Raw genomic sequence first — 18,606 nt, 5'->3', positions numbered from 1 at the left:
TTCGGGCAGTTGATGCATTTCGACCCCAGCGATGATCTTGAGGGAAATGCCAAAAATGAGAATAGCCCATGTGGCGCCGCTGCATGAATCCGTGCCGCCCCGGCTCTATGGGGGGACCGAGCGCATCGTCTCCTATCTGACCGAAGGACTGGTTGAGCTTGGCCACGACGTCACCTTGTTCGCCAGCGGCGACACGAGCACATCGGCTAGATTGGTGCCGTGCCGCGAGCGTGCGCTTCGCCTCGATCCCCGTCCGCTGAAATCCGAAACGGCCGCGCACCTTTCCATGCTTGCCGAAGTGAGAGAGCGCGCTCGGGAATTCGATATCATTCACTTCCATCTCAGCCATTTCCTGCATTTTCCCTTCTTCGAGCATATGCCCGAGCGGACGGTGACGACACCGCATGGCAGGCTCGACTATGTCGATCTGGCGCCGGCCTATGAGCGTTTCCCGCGTTTTCCGATGATCTCTATTTCCCGCAGTCAAAGGACGGGGCTCGCCAACGCCAACTGGTTGGCGACCATCCATCACGGGTTGCCGACCGGCATTTACGAGCCGGCTTTCGAGGCAAACCAACCCGAACCCTACCTTGTCTTCCTTGGTCGCATGTCGCGCGACAAGCGTCCGGACCGCGCCATCGAGATCGCGCTGCGCTCGGGGCTGAAACTGAAGCTTGCCGCCAAGATCGGCGATGACGACCGCGCCTATTTCCATGAGGTGGTCGAGCCGTTGATAGACGGCAACCGCATCGACTATGTCGGCGAGATCATGGAGGACGATAAGGCGGAGTTCCTCGGCAAGGCGGCCGGCCTCGTATTTCCAATCGATTGGCCCGAGCCCTTCGGCCTTGCCGTCATCGAGGCGATGGCCTGCGGCACGCCGGTGATCGTCTGGAATTGCGGCGCCATGCCTGAGATCGTCGACCAGGGCGTGACCGGCTTCATCGTGGATTCGATAGAGGACGCGGTCGCATCGATGCCGGACTTGCTGCGGCTCGACAGGCGAAAAGTGAGAACCGTCTTCGAAAAGCGGTTTTCCGCAGGTAGAATGGCCCGCGACTATGTGGCCGCCTATGCGCGTCTGATCGGATCTCCGACGGAAGCAAGAGCCTCGTGATCGACGTCTCGCGGACCAATCAGGAACGAAACAAAGAGTTTTGCAACAAATGACCCAACTCGACGAGCGCAAGCTCGATCCCGCCGTGGCGCTTGCCTCTCTGGACGCTACCGCGCCGCGGGAGCCGCACCGGTTGTTTGCGCTTAAACAAGGCGACTGTTTCGCCGTCGCCGATGCCTATGGCGATATACGCGGCGCTGGCGACGGTTTCTTCCGTGACGACACGCGTGTACTTTCTGAATTCCGGCTGACTGTCGGCGGCCGGCAGACATCGTTGCTTGGCACGTCGCTCAGCCAGGACAATGTGCTGTTTACCGCCAACCTCACCAATTTGCCGATCCAGACGGCGGGTGGCCGGGAAATTCCGCAGGGCGCGATCCACATCGAGCGTGCCAGGCTGCTTTGGCAGGATCGATTGTTCGAACGTATCACTCTTTCCAACTACAGCCGGGAACATTCAACCATCGGCGTTTCGTTGCATTTCGGCGCTGATTTTCGCGACATGTTCGAAGTGCGCGGCTCGACAAGGCCGAAGCGCGGCATGGCCCATGCGGCCGAGATTGATGCGGCTTCCGTTCTGTTGCGATACGACGGATTGGACGGGCTAGCGCGCATGTCGGCGATATCGTTCTCGCAAGCGCCCGACCATCTGACGGCTGACCATGCGGATTTCCTGATTGCCGTGACGAAGCGCAGTAGCAAAGTGCTGTATGTCGAGGTCGGCCCAGAGGTGGCCAAGGCGCCAGATCGCGACCGTTTCCGCGCCGCTGCGGCTCGCGCCCGCTTCGGCATGCGGGCCAAACGCCGCCATGGCGCGACGGTGCACAGTTCAGGTCGCGTCTTCAACGACTGGGTCGAGCGCGCGCGCGCCGACGTGGCGCTTTTGACCACCGAGCTTGCCACCGGGCCCTATCCCTATGCGGGCATCCCCTGGTTCTCGACGGCGTTCGGCCGCGATGGCGTGATCTCCGCACTGCAGATGCTTTGGCTCAACCCTGGCCTGGCGCGAGGTGTGCTGGCCTTCCTTGCCCAGCACCAGGCGACCGAGACGTTGCCATTCAGCGATTCGCAGCCGGGCAAGATCATGCACGAGACCCGTAAGGGTGAAATGGCAGCGCTGAGCGAGCTTCCTTTCGGCCGGTATTATGGCGGCGTCGATACCACGCCGCTCTATATTCACCTGGCCTGCACCTATGCGGACCGAACCGGTGACATGGCGTTCATCGACAGCCTTTGGCCGTCGCTCTGCGCCGCAGCCGAGTGGACGGAAGAGGCAAGCCGGGCGACCGGTTTCGTCACCTATCAGCGTGCTGCCGAGTCCGGCCTCGCCAACCAGGGATGGAAGGACAGTTTCGATTCCGTCTTCCATGCCGACGGCCGCATTCCCAAGGGACCTATCGCCTTAGTGGAGGTGCAAGGCTATGTCTTTGCAGCATTCCGGGGGCTGGCGGCACTCGCCCGTCGCCGCGGCGAGGATGACAAGGCCGACCATTGGGATAGCCGCGCCGAGGCCATGCGCATTGCCGTGGAACGTCGCTTCTGGCAGGACGATCTCGATTTCTATGCCTTGGCGATAGACGGCGATGGCGAGCCCTGCAAGGTGCGGACGTCTAATGTAGGGCACCTTCTCTATGTCGGGCTTCCCGAGCCCGCACGGGCGCAGTCGGTTGCCGATCAGCTCTTGTCGGCGTCCTTCCACTCGGGCTGGGGGGTGAGGACGCTCGCCGACGACGCGGTGCTGTTCAATCCGATGTCCTACCACAACGGTTCGATCTGGCCGCATGACACCGCCATGTGCGGCGCCGGCCTGGCGCGCTATGGCGAGCGCGAAAGCGTGGTCCGGCTGATGAGCGGCACGTTCGAATCCGCGGTGCATTTCAACATGCGATTGCCAGAACTGTTCTGCGGTTTCACCCGCTCACCGGGCGAAGCACCGATCGCCTATCCCGTCGCTTGCCTGCCGCAGGCGTGGTCGGCCGGATCCGCCTTCATGCTGATGCAGGCCTGCCTTGGCCTCGAAATCGACGGTTGGGACGGTGAGATCCGTGTCACCCGTCCCAGGCTGCCGATTGGTATCGACATGCTCACGCTTAGGCATCTAGGCGTTGGCGCGACAGCGGTCGACCTGACATTCCAGCGCGTCGGCGACCGGGTGGTTGCCTTCCTCGCCGATCGGCACGAAGGCCTGGTCCCGCTTATCGTGCGAACCTAATCTCGGCTTCGCGCGTGGAATTGGATGCAGCGCTCCAATTATCGGAACCGATAGCCCGTTTGTGCGTTGCACAATCATGCCGGTGAGGCGTCTGTCGCGCGCGGCCGGCTGCGAATTCGAAAATCAATGAGAAGAAACGGTCACCAACCGGCCGGAGGATAATCGGCTTTCCAATGACAGACTACGGCACAGAGGTACTTTGGGTTCTCATCCTTGCAAGCTTGGGCCTTTCCGCGATTGCGGTTGTATTCTCGTTATCCCGTCGGCGTCATAACCAGACACCGGCCATTGCATATACTCCCGGCGAGGACGTGGCTTCGGAAGCGGCGCGGAAGGTTCTGCGCGAGTTCGAGAAAAACGGTCAGTCTGTCGATGCGGCATTGGTCACCTGGTCGCCTGATACCTTGCGCAAGATCCTGGCCGACGATCTGCCGGACGCACAGGTCATCGTGGTGTCCAATCGCGAACCTTACATCCACAACGTCAAAGGCAACGGCGTCGAACTGCTGGTGCCTGCCAGCGGGCTGGTTTCAGCGCTCGAGCCGATCACCCGCGCGTGCTCCGGCACCTGGATCGCCTATGGCGGCGGCACGGCCGACCGTCTCATGGTCGACGAGAACGACCGTGTGCAGGTGCCGCCAGGCAATCCCTCCTACACGCTGCGCCGGGTCTGGCTGACGGAGGAGGAGCATCAGGGCTACTATCTGGGTTTCGCCAATGAGGGTCTTTGGCCACTTTGCCATATCGCCTTTACCCGGCCGGTTTTTCGCGCCTCGGACTGGGAAGCCTATGAAGCGGTCAACCGGAAATTCGCCGACACCGTGGTCGCCGAAGCGCGCAACGAGCGACCGATCGTGCTGGTTCAGGATTACCATTTCGCGCTCTTGCCGCGCATGATCCGTGAGCGCCTGCCCGAGGCGATCGTCATCACCTTCTGGCATATCCCATGGCCCAACTCCGAAGTTTACAGCATCTGCCCGTGGCGTGAGCGGATCCTGGAGGGGCTGCTGGGCAGTTCGATCATCGGCTTCCATACCCAGTTCCATGCCAACAATTTCACTGAAAGCGTTGATCGGTTCCTGGAAAGCCGCATAGAGCGGGCCGATGCGGCAATCTCCTATGGTGGGCAGACAACGCTGGTCCATGCCTATCCTATCTCCATCGAGTGGCCGGCCGAACTCCTGGCAAAACTGCCGGATGTCGACGAATGCCGTGCTCGTCTGCGCGAAAGGTTCGGACTGAAAGCGGATGTCAAACTCTGTGTCGGGGTCGAGCGGCTCGACTACACAAAGGGTATTCTCGACCGTTTCCAGGCGCTGGAAGAATTGTTCACGAAACATCCCGAATGGGTTGGAAAACTGGTGTTCCTGCAGATCGCGGCGCCAAGCCGCGGCACGCTCCCGGCGTACAAGCAACTGCACGATGAATGCCATCGCTACGCGGAAGACCTCAACCAGCGCTTCGGCAGCGAGAGCTACAAGCCGGTCATCATGGTTGCCGAACATCATTCGCAGGAGCAGGTCTACGAGATTTATCGCGCTGCCGATATCGGCATGGTCACCAGCTTGCATGACGGCATGAATCTGGTCGCCAAGGAATTCGTTGCCGCGCGCGATGACGAACAGGGCGTGCTTCTGCTCAGCACCTTCGCCGGCGCTTCACGCGAACTGCTGGAGGCGCTGATCGTCAATCCCTACGATGCGGCCATGATGAGCGAAGCGCTGCAGCAGGCGCTGACCATGACGCCGGAAGAGCAGCGCGAGCGCATGCGGCCCATGCGCGAGATGGTCCGCAACAACAATGTCTATCGCTGGGCCGGCAGCATGCTTCTGGACGCGGCGCGTCTGCGCAAGCGCGGCGACCTCGACCGGGTGACGGGTACCGGCGAGCGGCCGCCCTCAAATGCCAACAACGTCATCTCAATGTTCGAGCGGATGCGGAAGGCTGCATCGTGAGCGGCGTTCAAAAGCCGCCGGCGCTCGATCTGCCGGCAGGGCAATGGGCGCTCTTCCTCGACATCGACGGCACCTTGCTCGAACACGCATCCCATCCCGATGCTGTTTTCGTCACTGAGGAACTGCGTGGGCTTCTTGACAATATCGAGCAACGGCTGGGCGGCGCCCTCGCCTTCATCACCGGACGCTCAGTCTCCGCCGCTGACAGCCTGTTTCACCCACTGAAGCTGCGCGCTGCGGGACTCTACGGATTGGAGCACCGGCTGACGCCCAACGGCCCGGTCGGCGCTGCGGACACGCCGGCCGACATCGCCGCCCTCGCCGACGCCATCGAAGCCGAACTGGATGATGGCCAGGTTTACATCGAGCGCAAGGGTCCGATCCTCGCCATCCATACCCGTGCGGCACCGCATCTGCTTGCCCGTGCAACCGAACTTGTCGAACGGGCAGTGGCACAGCTTCCGCAGGGCTACCGCGTAATCCCGGGAAATGCCGGCGTTGAGCTCATGCCGCTGGAGGCGGTCAAGGGCGGCGCCATCCGGCGTTTCATGGAAACTCCGCCTTTTGCCGGCCGGCGGCCCGTGTTTCTTGGAGACGACACGTCTGACGAAAACGGCTTCGAGGCGATAAACGAAGCCAAGGGCATCTCCATCCGCGTCAAGCCAAAAGGGCGGACGGCTGCAACCTACGCACTCGATGATGTGGCCGAGGCGATAGCCTGGCTTGAGGCCAATTTCGAAGTGTCGCGCGTGTCTTGATCGCGATCTTCGGTTGGCCTTGGACAGCATGAAGCCGAATCGGATCGCAACTCAACTTCGGACCGCGTCCATTGTCCGATCGATAAGCGCGATTCTCATTGAATATCTTTAAGGCCAAAGCCGGCAAATCAATCGGTTGCCGGTTCCCTTGCGGCAGGCTTAACCTGCACAGCCAACGCGTGAGGGCGCGTGCGGCAAACAAGGGGACATCGCAATGACAATACAAGGCGCATCACCTGATCTATACAATGAGGATCTTGCTCCGGCGAAGGTCCGAAACTGGGGGCCATTCTCGATCTTCAACGTCTGGACGTCGGACGTTCACAGCCTCTGGGGCTACTATCTGGCGGCCAGCCTGTTCCTGTTTTGCGGTGGCTTCGTCAATTTCATCATCGCCATCGGCATCGGCTCGCTGATCATCTACGCATTGATGAACATGGTCGGCTATGCCGGCGTGAAAACCGGCGTGCCCTACCCCGTGCTTGCCCGCGCTTCCTTCGGCATCTGGGGCGCCAACATACCGGCGCTGGTACGCGCCATCGTCGCCTGCTTCTGGTACGGCGCGCAAACGGCGGCTGCCTCCGGCGCGATCGTGGCGCTGCTGATCCGCTCGCAATGGTTCGCCGACTTCAACGCCAACACGCATTTCCTCGGTCATACCGGGCTGGAGGTAATCTGCTTCGTGGTCATCTGGGCGCTGCAACTGCTGATCATCCAGAATGGCATGGACACGGTGCGCCGCTTCCAGGATTGGGCCGGACCGGCGGTATGGGTGATGATGCTGATCCTGGCCATCTATCTCTGCGTCAAATCGGGAAGATTTGCCTTCACCAGTGACATCCCGATGGATGTACTGCTCGACAAGACCAAGGATGCGGGCGTGCCCGGCACGCCGGGTTCGTGGACCTCGCTGTTTGCGGTGGCGGCGATCTGGGTGACCTATTTCTCGGCGCTCTATCTCAATTTCTGCGATTTCGCCCGCTATGCGCCGGACAAGGCATCGCTGCGCAAGGGCAACATCTGGGGCCTGCCGGTCAACCTCATCCTGTTCTCGCTGGTCGCCGGCGTCACCACCATTGCCGCTTTCGATGTCTATGGCGAGGTGCTGCTGCATCCCGACCAGATCTCGGCCAAGTTCGACAGCTGGTTCCTGGCGGCTCTCGCGGCCCTGACCTTCGCCGTGGCGACGCTCGGCATCAATGTCGTGGCGAACTTCGTCTCGCCGGCTTTCGACTTCTCCAATGTCTTTCCCCGGCAGATCGACTTCAAGAAGGGCGGCTATATCGCGGCGGTGATCGCCCTGGTGCTCTATCCCTTCGCGCCATGGGAAGGCAGTGCCGCCTCATTCGTCAACATCATCGGCGCGACGATGGGGCCGATCTTCGGCGTGATGATGGTCGACTACTACCTGATCCGGAAGGGTGAGGTCGACGTCGAGGCGCTCTACAGGGAGGACGGCGAGTTCCGCTTCCAGAGTGGCTGGCACGTCAATGCTTTCATCGCCGCCGGCATCGGAGCGATCTTCTCCTCGATCCTGCCGAACTTCACCAACTGGCTGCCGTCCTGGTGGGGCGTCTATGGCTGGTTCTTCGGCGTCGCTATCGCCGGCGCCATCTACTACGTCCTGCGCACGATGGCGCTGGGCGCCGGAGCACGGATGGCGAAGGCTTGACGGAAACAAATGGGGCGGCGCAAATGCCGTCCCATCCTATTTGGCGACCATCTCGGCCAATCTGCGCACCGTGTTCCAGTTACGCGAGGTGCCGGTGCCGAGACGTTTGTGGCTCACCGCCGCTAGCAACCGCGAACTCGGCGTTTCGCGCGAAAAGACGATCCAGAGATCGCCGCCAACCGCCTGCAGCTTTTCGTCCTTGCCAACACGGGCTCGCAGCGCAGGGACCGCGTCAGGGGAAACAGGCGCCCGCATCACGCGCACCGCCACCTGGTCGGCGGCAGCGGCCGACTCGGCTGGAAACGGATTGCCGGCCGCAAGCCTCAGCCAGTCATCCGCGCTCCTTACGATGATATCGACATGGCGGCCGAAGGTTTTTGCGAACGCCGTCTCCAGCCGGCTTTCCAGCGCTGCAATTTCCGTCTCCTTCGTTTCGAAGACCAGATTGCCGGTCGCCACCAGCGTGCGCGGGTTGTTCAGCCCAAGACCTTCCGCCATCGCCTTGAGGTCGGCCATGACGACCCGCCGCCCCTCGCCCAGGATGATGCTGTAGAGCAGCGCGACATAGGTCCGCATGAGCGATCTCCCGGACGCTAGAGCATGATCCCGAAAAGTGGGAACCGGTTTTCGGGAAAGATCATGCTCAAACAAAAGGATAGAGCCCCATCCCGATTCCATCGGGATGGAACAGGCTCTAGACGAGCCGGCTCTGCTCCACCGCCGCCCCGATAAAGCTGGCGAACAGCGGATGCGGATCGAGCGGCCGGCTTTTCAGCTCCGGATGATACTGCACGCCGATAAACCAGGGATGGTCAGGATATTCGACCGTTTCCGGCAGCACGCCGTCCGGCGACATGCCGGCGAACACCAGGCCGCAATCCTCGAGCCGCTCCTTGTAGTCGACATTGACCTCGTAGCGATGGCGATGGCGCTCGGAAATCTGCGTGTCGCCATAGATGTCGGCGATCTTCGAACCCTTGGCGAGTTCGGCCTGATAGGCACCGAGCCGCATGGTGCCGCCAAGATCGCCGGTCTCCTTGCGCTTCTCCAGCATGTTGCCTTTCAGCCATTCGGTCATCAGGCCGACGACTGGCTCGTCGGTGGGGCCGAATTCCGTCGACGAAGCGTGCTCGAGGCCGGCCAGGGAACGTGCCGCCTCGATGCAGGCCATCTGCATGCCGAAGCAGATGCCGAAATACGGCACCTTTCGCTCGCGGGCGAACTTCGCCGCCAGGATCTTGCCTTCAGAGCCGCGTTCGCCGAAGCCGCCCGGGACCAGGATGCCATGCACCTTTTCCAGCCAGGGCGTTGGATCTTCCTTCTCGAAGATCTCGCTTTCGATCCAGTCGAGCCTGACCTTGACGCGATTGGCGAGACCGCCATGCGACAGCGCCTCGATCAGCGATTTATAGGCGTCCTTGAGACCGGTATATTTGCCGACGACGGCGATCGTCACTTCGCCTTCCGGGTTGTGGATGCGGCTGGACACCGCCTGCCAGGGTTCCATGCGCGGCTTCGGCGCCGGATCTATGCCGAAGGCAGCCAGCACTTCCGAATCCAGACCCTCATTGTGATAGGCTATCGGCACGTCGTAGATATGTGGCACGTCGAGCGCCTGGATGACGGCGCTCTCGCGCACATTGCAGAACAGCGACAGTTTGCGGCGCTCTTCTTTCGGGATGGGACGGTCGGCACGGACCAAAAGGATGTCGGGCGCGATGCCAATGCCGCGCAATTCCTTGACCGAATGCTGGGTCGGCTTGGTCTTCAATTCGCCCGCCGTCGGAATATAGGGCATCAGCGTCAGATGGACGTAGACGGCGTTGTTGCGCGGCAGATCGTTGCCGAGCTGGCGGATTGCCTCGAGGAACGGCATCGCCTCGATGTCGCCGACGGTGCCGCCGATCTCGCAGAGCACGAAATCATAGTCGTCATTGCCGTCGAGGACGAAATGCTTGATCTCGTCGGTGACGTGCGGAATGACTTGCACGGTGGCGCCAAGATAGTCGCCGCGTCGCTCGCGCTCGATGATGTTCTTGTAGATGCGGCCGGTGGTGATGTTGTCCTGCTGGTTGGCCGAACGCCCGGTGAACCGCTCATAGTGACCAAGGTCGAGGTCGGTTTCGGCGCCGTCATCGGTCACGAAGACCTCGCCATGCTGGTACGGCGACATCGTGCCGGGGTCGACATTGAGATAGGGGTCGAGCTTCTTGATGCGCGCGCGATAGCCTCGCGCCTGCAAGAGAGCCCCAAGGGCCGCCGCAGCTATGCCTTTTCCGAGTGAGGAAACCACGCCGCCTGTGATGAATACATATCGCGCCATGGGAGTCATCGCTTAACGCGGCCGAATTGATTCCGCCAGAGAAAAAACCGCCGCGAAGGCTTTTTCCCAAGAAGGCGCCTGGATAATGGACGAGCAAAACAAAAGGGCCGGCGAGGCCGGCCCTTTTGGCAGTATCGTTTAAAACGTCAGATGATGACGACCTTGGTACCGACTTTCACCCGGCGGTAAAGGTCCATGACGTGCTCGTTGATCATGCGGAAGCAGCCATTGGAGGCGCTGGTTCCGATCGACTGCGGCGCGATGGTGCCGTGAATGCGCAGATGGGTGTCCTTCTTGCCCTCGTAGAGATAGATGGCGCGCGCGCCGAGCGGATTTTCGCCGCCGCCGGGCATGCCGTCCTTGTACTGACCGTAGTGCTTGGGCTCGCGCTTCTGCATGTCGAGCGTCGGGATCCAGCGCGGCCATTCCTGCTTGTCGCCAACGGCAACCGTGCCCTTGAACTGCAAACCTTCACGGCCGACCGCGATCGCGTAGCGGCGGGCAGTCGACGAGGATTCGACGAGATAGAGACGGCGCGCGCTGGTGTCGATGACGATGGTGCCCGGATTGTAGCCGGAGAATTCGACTTCCTGAGGCACGAATTCCGGCTTCACCTTGAACTGCCGCTTGGCTTCCTTCCTTTCGAGTGCGGCGTCGAGGGCGCGCGTCTCGGGGAGCAGCGACATGGAGGACGAGGACGCGCCGCCGAACAGGCCGGCGAAAAGCCCGACGCTCTTCGGTTTCTGCCCTACCGCCTCGCTGCGCAATTCGCCGTTGTTGCCGGTCAGCGCGATGTTCATCGCCTCGGCCGGAAGTGGTTCGGCCGATTGGATCGGCTCGATCGGCTGAACCGGTTCGATGAGCTTCCTCTTCTTGGCCGGCTTGGCGTCCGCCACCTTGGTATCTGCGGCTGGCTGCCCCTTCTTGCCAAGGGCTTTCTTGGCAAGGAACGCCTCTCGATCCGCATCCGCCTTGGCTTTGGCCGCCGCGCGCATCGCCAACTTTCTCGCCTCGAGCGCCTTGGCCTTGGCGGCTTCCCTGTCGGCCACGATCTTGGCTTCGATCTTGCTGATCTGGGCAAGGTCGTCCGAGGTCGGATTTTTTTTCTTCTTGAGAAGCCTCAGTTGCGCCGCGTCGCTTTTTGCCGCGGCGTTGATGACATCGGTTGTTACTGCGGCTTTGGGAGCCGAACTGCCCGCCGGCATGGCCGCGTAAGCGGGCGCACTCAGGCCGAGCACGGCACAAAGGCCGGCTAAAATGAAGCTGCGAAGCTGCATGGCGAAGATCCGATCGTTCAATGCTGTTGCCCACGGCGTCGCCCGGCGCCCCCCAAGGACGCCGAAAGTGCCGCGCGCAATCTATAATCGATTAGCCGGAGTCGCCTCAAGCGGGCCGTGATGCCGCGCCCGGTCGATTCTTCGTGATCTTGCGGCATTTGCCGCGACTGTGTTCAAACAACAACAGATTGCGGAAACCAAACATTAACAATTACTGGTTTGGAACCTGCGGCGTGACCGGCAAGGTAACACCGTTCGTGGCCGGCGGTGTGGTCGAACCCGCCGCGGGGGGCGAAGCCGGAGCGGTTGCCGGGGGCGTCGCCGCGGCATCATTGCCGGAAGGCGGTGCCACGTTGTTGGAGGACGGCGCCGTGGTGCCGGAGGGCGGCGCTGGCGGCGTGGTGCCGGGCAACTGGTCGAGCACGCCCTTGCCTGCGCCATCCGTTGCCGGCACGCGGTCGAGAATGTCGATCGGCTTCTCGCCGTAGCGTGCGACGATCGACAGCGTCAGCGAGGTGGCGAAGAAGGCCGCTGCCAGGATCGCCGTGGCTCGCGTCAGCGCATTGGCGGCGCCGCGCGCGGTCATGAAGCCGGATCCGCCGCCGATGCCGAGGCCGCCGCCTTCGGAGCGCTGCAAGAGCACCACGCCGACAAGAGCGAGCACGACCATGAGGTGGACGACAATCAGTACGGTTTCCATAGTTTATCCTGGCAAAGCCTTGCGCGGCCGCGGATACGACCGGTGATTTGGAGGCGGCTCAATACAATGCTTTGACGGCATTTCCAAGCCCGTGGCCGGAATATGGGAAGCAACGCGCCCTTTGCAACGATTTCGCGCAGCTGCGCCGCCCGCTCGAGGTCAGCAGGAGCTCGGATATTACGAGATATTCCGGTAGGCTTCGGCGATACCGAGAAAGTCCGCCGCCTTCAGGCTGGCGCCGCCGACCAGTGCGCCATCGACATTCCTGATGCCGAGCAGTTCGACCGCGTTGGAAGGCTTGACCGAGCCGCCATAGAGGATGCGCATCTTGGCCGCGGCGCCGCCAAGCCTTTCCGACAGTTTTTCACGGATATGCGCATGCGCTTCGGCGACATCGGCGGCAGTGGGCGTCAGCCCCGTGCCGATCGCCCATACTGGCTCGTAGGCGATGACAGTGTTCGACGCCGTGGCGTCCGGCGGCACCGAGCCGGCAACCTGGCGCGACAGCACGTCGAGCGTGGCACCGGCTTCGCGTTCGGCCCTGGTCTCGCCGACGCAGATGATAGCCACGAGCCCGGCGCGCCATGCGGCCGACGCCTTGGCCTGAACCGTCGCGTCGTCCTCGCCGCTTTGCTCACGGCGTTCGGAATGGCCGACAATGACGTGGCTGGCGCCGGCATCCTTCAGCATCTCGGCCGAGATGCAGCCGGTATAGGCGCCGCTTTCCTTGGTGTGGCAATCCTCGCCCCCGGCCCGCACGGGCGTGCGCGACAGAATCTCCGCGGCATGCGCAAGCAGCGTCGCCGGAACGCAGACCAGCGCTTCGGTCTCCGCATCGAGCCCGCTCATGAAGCCGTTGCCGATCATCCTGAGTTCGTTGAGCGAGGCGCTGGTGCCGTTCATTTTCCAGTTGCCTGCGACCAGCGGGCGGATTCCTGGCGTCATTGGTTTGCTTCTCCGGGCGATATTTGGCTCATGCTCTCACTACCAAAATCAGACCACAAAGCAATCGACAGTGGACCGGAAGGACGCTATTGCGCTTGTTTCAAGAACGGCGCATGCGAAAATGCGCAAAAATCGGAAGTAAACATGCTTGGTACGTTGAGAAGCGCGGCGGGAACCTGGGTCGCGAAACTGCTGCTGTCTCTGCTGGTGTTGAGTTTCCTCGTCTGGGGCGTCTCCGGAGAACTGGCGGGCGGTATCGCTGGCCACGACTCCGTCGTCACGGTTGGAGGCACCAAAGTGTCGATCAACGAATATCGCCTCGCCTATGATCGTCAGGTCAGCCTGATGTCGCAGCAGTTCGGCCAGCGCATCACCCACGAGCAGGCGAAGGCGCTCGGCATCGACAACCAGGTGCTGGCGCAGCTCGTTTCGGGCGCCGTGCTTGACGAACAGGCCCGCAAGCTTGGGCTCGGCCTCTCCAAGGACCGGCTGGCCGAACTCACGCGCGATGACCCGGCGTTCAAAGGCCCCGGGGGCCAGTTCGACAGGCGGACCTTCGACTATATGCTGCAACAGGCGGGCATGCGGCCCGAAGATTATCTTAGGAACCGCACCCAGGTGGCGGTGCGCCAGCAGATCGTCGAGGCGGTCTCCGACGGTCTCAAAGCCCCGGATGCCTTCTTCAAGGCGGTCGCGCTCTATCGCGGCGAAGACCGCACCATCGACTATGTGACGCTGCCGAAATCGCTGGTCGAGCCGATCGAAGCGCCGTCCGACACAGCACTCTCGTCCTATTTCGAGGAGAACAAGAAGACCTATGCGGCGCCGGAATACCGCAAATTCTCCTATGTCCGGCTCGAACCGCAAGACATCATGGATTTGAGCGCCGTGAGCGACCAGCAGGTCAGCGACGACTACAACAAGAACAAGGCGCGTTACACCACGCCGGAATTGCGCACCATCGAACAGCTCGTCTTCAAGACGCCCGAAGCCGCCAAGGCCGCGCTCGATTCGCTGCAGACGGGTGCCACCTTCGACAAGATCGTCGCCGCCGAGGGCAAGACGCCTGCCGATACGCTGCTGGGCACGCTGGCCCGGGACAAGATCGCCGACAAGGCGGTGGCGGATGCGGCGTTCGCGCTCAACGTCAACGAAGTCAGCCCGGTCGTGCAAGGCGCCTTCGGCCCGGTGCTGCTGCGCGTCACCGACATCAAGCCCGAAGTGGTGAAGCCGCTGGCCGAAGTATCCGCCGAGATCCGCAAGGACCTGGCGCTTGGCGAGGCAAGCCGCATCCTTTTGGACGTGCATGATAATTACGAGGATATCCGCGCATCCGGCAGTTCGCTTGCGCAAGCCGCCGACAAGCTGAAGTTGAAGCTCGTCACCATCGACGCGATCGATCGCACCGGCCAGAGGCCCGATGGAAGCATCGTCAAGGACCTGCCGCAATCGCCGGAGCTCATCAAAGCGGTATTCAGCGCCGAACCCGGCACGGAGAATGACGATCTTACCACCGCCGACAATGGCTTCGTGTTCTACGAGGTGGGTTCGATCACGCCTGCCCGCGACCGCACGCTGGAGGAAGTGCGCCAGAAGGTGGTGGCCGACTGGACGGCAGCCGAAACGACCAAGCGGCTCACCGCAAAGGCGGACGAGCTCGAAAAGCGTCTCAAGGCCGGTACCACGCTCGATACGATTGCCGGCGAGCTCAAGCTCGAGAAGCAGACCAAACGCGGCGTCAAGCGCGAGGCCGACGACGTCGATTTCGGCAAGGAAGGGGCGGCTGCCATGTTCGGCGTCGGCGAAGGCGGGACCGGCCTGATCCCCTCGCCCACCGGTGACGGACAGATCCTGTACAAGGTCGCCGAGGTCTTCGAGCCTGCCGGAGCCGACGCCAGTTCCTTGCCCGAAGATGTGCGGAAATCCTTCACGTCAGGCATGTCCGACGACCTACTCGACCAGTTGGTGGCGCAGTTGCAGACGCAATACGACGTTCGCATCGACCAGACCGCCGTTGCCCAAGCCCTGACCAGATGAGCGCGCTGAAGACCCACATCGCCAAGATCGCCACGGGAACCGCGCTTTCCTTCGAGGAAGCGCGCGAGGCTTTCGACATCATCATGTCGGGCGACGCCACGCCCGGCCAGATCGGCGGCTTCCTGATGGCGCTGCGCGTGCGCGGCGAGACGGTGAGCGAGATTTCCGGCGCCGTCGCCACGATGCGCGCCAAGATGCTGCGCGTCGACGCGCCCGAAGGCGCCATCGACATCGTCGGCACCGGCGGTGACAATTCGCACTCGGTCAACATCTCGACCGCATCCGCCTTCGTCATCGCCGCCTGCGGCGTCCCTGTTGCCAAGCACGGCAATCGCGGACTGTCCTCGCAGACCGGGGCCGCCGACGTGCTGATCGCTCTGGGCGTCAAGATCGACATTCCGCCGGAAACGATCGGCCGCTGCATCCAAGAGGCCGGCGTCGGCTTCATGTTCGCGCCGGCGCATCATCCGGCGATGAAGCATGTCGGCCCGACCCGGGTCGAGCTCGGCACACGCACCATCTTCAACCTGCTTGGCCCGCTGTCCAACCCGGCCGGCGTCAGCAGGCAGATGGTCGGCGTGTTCCTGCCCGAATGGATCATGCCGGTGGCCGAGACATTGAAAGCGCTGGGCGCCGACCACGCCTGGGTCGCCCATGGCGACGGCTATGACGAGATCACCACCACCGGCGAGACCCAAGTGGCCGAGCTGGTTGGCGGCGAGATCCGCAGCTTTACGCTGACCCCGGAAGCCGTCGGGCTGAAGCGTCACACCAAGGACGAACTGCGCGGCGGCGACGCCGCCTACAACGCCAAGGCCATGCGCGACATGCTGGGCGGCGCTGCCGGCGCCTATCGCGACACGGTGCTGATGAATGCCGGCGCCGGGTTGGTGGTGGCGGGCAAGGCAACCACGCTGGCCGACGGCATGGCGAGTGCCGCGCAAGCCATCGATAGCGGCCGGGCGCTGAAGGTGCTCGACAGGCTGGTCGCGATTTCGAACGGATAGTGGAAATGGCCGATATCCTGCGCAAGATCGAGGCCTACAAGCGCGACGAGATCGCCGCGGCGAAGGCGCGTATGCCGCTGGTCGAGATCAAGGCGCTGGCGAAGGACGCCGATGCGCCACGCGGCTTTCTCGCGGCGCTTGAGGCCAGGCGCAAATCCGGGGCTTTCGCGCTGATCGCCGAGATCAAGAAGGCGAGCCCCTCAAAGGGCCTGATCCGCGACGATTTCGACCCGCCTGCACTGGCCAAGGCTTATGCGAAAGGCGGCGCCACCTGCCTTTCCGTGTTGACCGACACGCCGTCCTTCCAGGGCGCGCCCGAATTTCTCACCAAGGCGCGCGCAGCCGTTGATTTGCCGGCACTCCGCAAGGATTTTCTGTTCGATCCCTACCAGGTTTACGAGGCGCGTGCCTGGGGCGCGGATGCCATTCTCATTATCATGGCCAGCGTCGATGACACCATGGCCAGTGAGCTCGAATCGACGGCCTTCGAACTCGGCATGGATGTGCTGGTCGAGGTGCATGACGAAGCTGAGATGGAACGCGCCCTGAAACTGTCGTCGCGGCTGATCGGCATCAACAACCGCAACCTCAGGACGTTCGAGACCAGCATCGAGACCTCGGAGCGGCTGGCCGCGATGGTGCCGGCCGATCGCCTGCTGGTCAGCGAGAGCGGTATCTTTTCGCATGACGACTGCCGCAGGCTGGAGAAAAGCGGCATCGGCACTTTCCTTGTCGGCGAGAGCCTGATGCGGCAACAGGACGTGGCCGCTGCGACGCGCCTGCTTTTGACGGGCAAGGCACCGGCCGAGGCAATCTGAGATGACAGCCGCCCTCACCCATCTTGGCGCGCAAGGCGAAGCCAATATGGTCGATGTCGGTGACAAGGCGGAGACGACGCGCACGGCGGTCGCCGAAGGCTTTGTCTCGATGCGTCTCGAAACACTGGAAATGATCCTGGCGGGCGATGCCAAGAAGGGCGACGTGCTCGGCACCGCGCGTATCGCCGGCATCATGGCGGCCAAGAAGGCGCATGAACTGATCCCGCTCTGCCACCCGCTGCTGCTGACGAAAGTCTCCGTCGACATCGAACCGGACCAATCGCTGCCAGGCCTCAAGGTCACGGCGCTGGCCCGTGTCACCGGCAAGACCGGCGTCGAGATGGAAGCCCTGACCGCGGCCTCGGTCGCTTGCCTGACGATCTACGACATGGCCAAGGCGGTTGACCGGGCCATGGTGATCTCTGGCATCAGGCTGGTGGAAAAGACCGGCGGCAAGTCCGGCGACTACAAGGCAGGTTCTTAATGGCGCTGGTCCCGGTGACGGAGGCGCTCGAACGCCTCCTTAACGGCGCAACAGTGCTGCCAGGCGAAAGCGTTGCGCTAATGGACGCGGCTGACCGGGTGTTGGCCGAGCCCGTGGTGGCGCTACGCACCCAGCCGCCCTTCAATGCTTCGGCCATGGACGGCTATGCCGCGCGCGCCGCCGATTTCGCATCCGTACCCGCCAGACTTTCGGTGATCGGCATGGCACCGGCCGGTCGTGGCTTCGAAGGCACTGTCGGTCCGGCGCAGGCCGTGCGCATTTTTACCGGAGCGCCGCTTCCCTCTGGCGCCGATACCATCGTCATCCAGGAGAACGTCAGGGATCTCGGCGGCGGCGGCATCGAGGTGATCGAGCCGACCGTGGAAGGACGCAACATCCGACGTCTTGGCCTCGATTTCTCGAAGGGCGACGTCCTGCTGGAGAAAGGCCGTCTGCTCGATCCCGCGGCTTTGTCGCTGGCCGCATCGGCCAATCATCCGCGTGTCAGCGTGGTGAAACGGCCGCTGGTCGCCATCATCGCCACCGGCGACGAATTGCTGCCGCCGGGCAGCGATCTCGGACCCGATCAGATCATCTCATCCAATGCCTATGGCGTAGCGGCGGCCGCACAGTCGGTCGGCGCTCGCGCGCTCGACCTCGGCATCGCTCCCGATCGCAAGGAAGCGATCGCCATTCTTGTGCAAAAGGCGGTCGCGGCCGGCGCGGATGTCATCGTCACGCTCGGCGGCGCTTCGGTCGGCGATCACGACCTCGTCCATGACGTGCTGACGGGCGAAGGCATGACGCTCGATTTCTGGAAGATCGCCATGCGCCCCGGCAAGCCGCTGATGTTCGGGCGGCTGGGTGATGTCAGATGCATCGGCCTGCCCGGCAACCCGGTGGCGAGCCTGGTCTGCACGCAGCTCTTCCTGAAGCCGCTCCTGGCGCGGCTCGGCGGGCGTTCGTACCGGCAGGACATACGCGAGGCGCGGCTCGGCGCTGCAATGCCGGCGAACGATCTCAGGCAGGATTATGTGCGCGCCGTGGTGACGGAAGAAGCCGGCACACTCACGGCCACGCCGTTCGGCATCCAGGATTCCTCGATGCTCAGAATGCTGGCCGACGCCAATGCGCTGATCGTGCGTGAGCCCTTCGCTTCCGCCGCCGCCGCAGGCGCTGCCTGCAGCGTGCTGATGCTACGCTGAACAAAACGTCAACACATTCATTAAACTTTAAACGGTTGCGGAACACAACTGGAACAGATAGTGTTTGTTCTGGGTTTGTTTTTCTGATTCTGTTTG

The 18,606-nt window shown here is 62.6% G+C and carries 15 protein-coding genes; 10 read left to right on the top strand and 5 right to left on the bottom strand.

The genetic code is table 11. The features are described 5' to 3' along the window. Positions 1-55 precede the first annotated feature (55 nt). The 5 genes from C9427_RS02935 (at position 56) to C9427_RS02915 (ending at position 7,714) form a co-directional block, all read left to right on the top strand. On the top strand, positions 56-1,117 hold the full coding sequence (locus tag C9427_RS02935; RefSeq protein ID WP_107647709.1) for a glycosyltransferase family 4 protein: 1,062 nt from the start codon (positions 56-58) through the stop codon (positions 1,115-1,117). Between the two features lie 49 nt (positions 1,118-1,166). Then, positions 1,167-3,329 carry an amylo-alpha-1,6-glucosidase gene (locus C9427_RS02930; protein ID WP_107647708.1) on the top strand — a complete coding sequence of 721 codons (2,163 nt, stop codon included), beginning with the start codon at positions 1,167-1,169 and terminating at the stop codon, positions 3,327-3,329. Between the two features lie 173 nt (positions 3,330-3,502). Continuing rightward, positions 3,503-5,284 carry an alpha,alpha-trehalose-phosphate synthase (UDP-forming) gene (locus C9427_RS02925; RefSeq protein ID WP_107647707.1) on the top strand — a complete coding sequence of 594 codons (1,782 nt, stop codon included), beginning with the start codon at positions 3,503-3,505 and terminating at the stop codon, positions 5,282-5,284. Further along, positions 5,281-6,042: a trehalose-phosphatase gene (gene otsB / locus C9427_RS02920; protein WP_107647706.1), complete on the top strand. Its 762-nt coding sequence runs from the start codon at positions 5,281-5,283 to the stop codon at positions 6,040-6,042. The genes C9427_RS02925 and otsB overlap by 4 nt, the downstream gene beginning before the upstream one ends. A 214-nt stretch (positions 6,043-6,256) precedes the next feature. Continuing rightward, positions 6,257-7,714 carry an NCS1 family nucleobase:cation symporter-1 gene (locus tag C9427_RS02915; RefSeq protein ID WP_107647705.1) on the top strand — a complete coding sequence of 486 codons (1,458 nt, stop codon included), beginning with the start codon at positions 6,257-6,259 and terminating at the stop codon, positions 7,712-7,714. A 36-nt stretch (positions 7,715-7,750) separates the two neighbouring features. On the opposite strand, the gene C9427_RS02910 is transcribed toward C9427_RS02915, so the two are convergent. The 5 genes from C9427_RS02910 to tpiA form a co-directional block, all read right to left on the bottom strand. Continuing rightward, positions 7,751-8,290: a DUF1697 domain-containing protein gene (locus C9427_RS02910; RefSeq protein ID WP_107647704.1), complete on the bottom strand. Its 540-nt coding sequence runs from the start codon at positions 8,288-8,290 to the stop codon at positions 7,751-7,753. Positions 8,291-8,408: 118 nt separating this feature from the next. After that, positions 8,409-10,037 (bottom strand): CTP synthase, encoded by a 1,629-nt coding sequence (locus C9427_RS02905; RefSeq protein ID WP_167434223.1) that lies wholly within the window; start codon positions 10,035-10,037, stop codon positions 8,409-8,411. Between the two features lie 146 nt (positions 10,038-10,183). Further along, positions 10,184-11,314: a L,D-transpeptidase gene (locus C9427_RS02900; RefSeq protein WP_107647782.1), complete on the bottom strand. Its 1,131-nt coding sequence runs from the start codon at positions 11,312-11,314 to the stop codon at positions 10,184-10,186. 211 nt (positions 11,315-11,525) lie between these two features. After that, the gene (gene secG / locus C9427_RS02895) at positions 11,526-12,014 is read right to left on the bottom strand and encodes a preprotein translocase subunit SecG (protein WP_107647702.1); all 489 of its coding nucleotides are present in this window, start codon (positions 12,012-12,014) and stop codon (positions 11,526-11,528) included. Positions 12,015-12,191: 177 nt separating this feature from the next. After that, the gene (tpiA, locus tag C9427_RS02890) at positions 12,192-12,959 is read right to left on the bottom strand and encodes a triose-phosphate isomerase (protein ID WP_107647701.1); all 768 of its coding nucleotides are present in this window, start codon (positions 12,957-12,959) and stop codon (positions 12,192-12,194) included. A gap of 144 nt (positions 12,960-13,103) precedes the next feature. Between tpiA and C9427_RS02885 the strand changes: the two genes are divergently transcribed. From C9427_RS02885 to C9427_RS02865, 5 genes are read left to right on the top strand one after another with little or no spacing between them, the layout of a single operon-like run. Further along, on the top strand, positions 13,104-14,996 hold the full coding sequence (locus C9427_RS02885) for a SurA N-terminal domain-containing protein (RefSeq protein WP_107647700.1): 1,893 nt from the start codon (positions 13,104-13,106) through the stop codon (positions 14,994-14,996). Further along, positions 14,993-16,003 (top strand): anthranilate phosphoribosyltransferase, encoded by a 1,011-nt coding sequence (trpD, locus tag C9427_RS02880; RefSeq protein WP_107647699.1) that lies wholly within the window; start codon positions 14,993-14,995, stop codon positions 16,001-16,003. Before C9427_RS02885 ends, trpD begins: the two co-directional genes overlap by 4 nt. Before the next feature lie 5 nt (positions 16,004-16,008). Further along, positions 16,009-16,821 (top strand): indole-3-glycerol phosphate synthase TrpC, encoded by an 813-nt coding sequence (gene trpC / locus C9427_RS02875; protein ID WP_107647698.1) that lies wholly within the window; start codon positions 16,009-16,011, stop codon positions 16,819-16,821. 1 nt (position 16,822) lies between these two features. Next, positions 16,823-17,305, top strand: a complete 483-nt coding sequence (moaC, locus tag C9427_RS02870; RefSeq protein WP_107647697.1) for a cyclic pyranopterin monophosphate synthase MoaC — start codon at positions 16,823-16,825, stop codon at positions 17,303-17,305. Further along, on the top strand, positions 17,305-18,510 hold the full coding sequence (locus C9427_RS02865; protein WP_107647696.1) for a molybdopterin molybdotransferase MoeA: 1,206 nt from the start codon (positions 17,305-17,307) through the stop codon (positions 18,508-18,510). The genes moaC and C9427_RS02865 overlap by 1 nt, the downstream gene beginning before the upstream one ends. The last annotated feature ends 96 nt before the right edge of the window (positions 18,511-18,606 follow it).

This window comes from Mesorhizobium helmanticense, assembly GCF_003034915.1.
Lineage (GTDB): Bacteria > Pseudomonadota > Alphaproteobacteria > Rhizobiales > Rhizobiaceae > Mesorhizobium > Mesorhizobium helmanticense.
This window is presented reverse-complemented; position numbering and strand designations above follow the sequence as displayed.

Bases quoted from the DNA above. Each gene is read 5' to 3' on its own strand.
- C9427_RS02935 (WP_107647709.1), top strand. From the start codon at position 56: ATGAGAATAGCCCATGTGGCGCCGCTGCATGAATCCGTGCCGCCCCGG.
- C9427_RS02930 (WP_107647708.1), top strand. From the start codon at position 1,167: ATGACCCAACTCGACGAGCGCAAGCTCGATCCCGCCGTGGCGCTTGCC.
- C9427_RS02925 (WP_107647707.1), top strand. From the start codon at position 3,503: ATGACAGACTACGGCACAGAGGTACTTTGGGTTCTCATCCTTGCAAGC.
- C9427_RS02915 (WP_107647705.1), top strand. From the start codon at position 6,257: ATGACAATACAAGGCGCATCACCTGATCTATACAATGAGGATCTTGCT.
- C9427_RS02910 (WP_107647704.1), bottom strand. From the start codon at position 8,290: ATGCGGACCTATGTCGCGCTGCTCTACAGCATCATCCTGGGCGAGGGG.
- C9427_RS02905 (WP_167434223.1), bottom strand. From the start codon at position 10,037: ATGGCGCGATATGTATTCATCACAGGCGGCGTGGTTTCCTCACTCGGA.
- C9427_RS02900 (WP_107647782.1), bottom strand. From the start codon at position 11,314: ATGCAGCTTCGCAGCTTCATTTTAGCCGGCCTTTGTGCCGTGCTCGGC.
- secG (WP_107647702.1), bottom strand. From the start codon at position 12,014: ATGGAAACCGTACTGATTGTCGTCCACCTCATGGTCGTGCTCGCTCTT.
- tpiA (WP_107647701.1), bottom strand. From the start codon at position 12,959: ATGACGCCAGGAATCCGCCCGCTGGTCGCAGGCAACTGGAAAATGAAC.
- C9427_RS02885 (WP_107647700.1), top strand. From the start codon at position 13,104: ATGCTTGGTACGTTGAGAAGCGCGGCGGGAACCTGGGTCGCGAAACTG.
- trpD (WP_107647699.1), top strand. From the start codon at position 14,993: ATGAGCGCGCTGAAGACCCACATCGCCAAGATCGCCACGGGAACCGCG.
- trpC (WP_107647698.1), top strand. From the start codon at position 16,009: ATGGCCGATATCCTGCGCAAGATCGAGGCCTACAAGCGCGACGAGATC.
- moaC (WP_107647697.1), top strand. From the start codon at position 16,823: ATGACAGCCGCCCTCACCCATCTTGGCGCGCAAGGCGAAGCCAATATG.
- C9427_RS02865 (WP_107647696.1), top strand. From the start codon at position 17,305: ATGGCGCTGGTCCCGGTGACGGAGGCGCTCGAACGCCTCCTTAACGGC.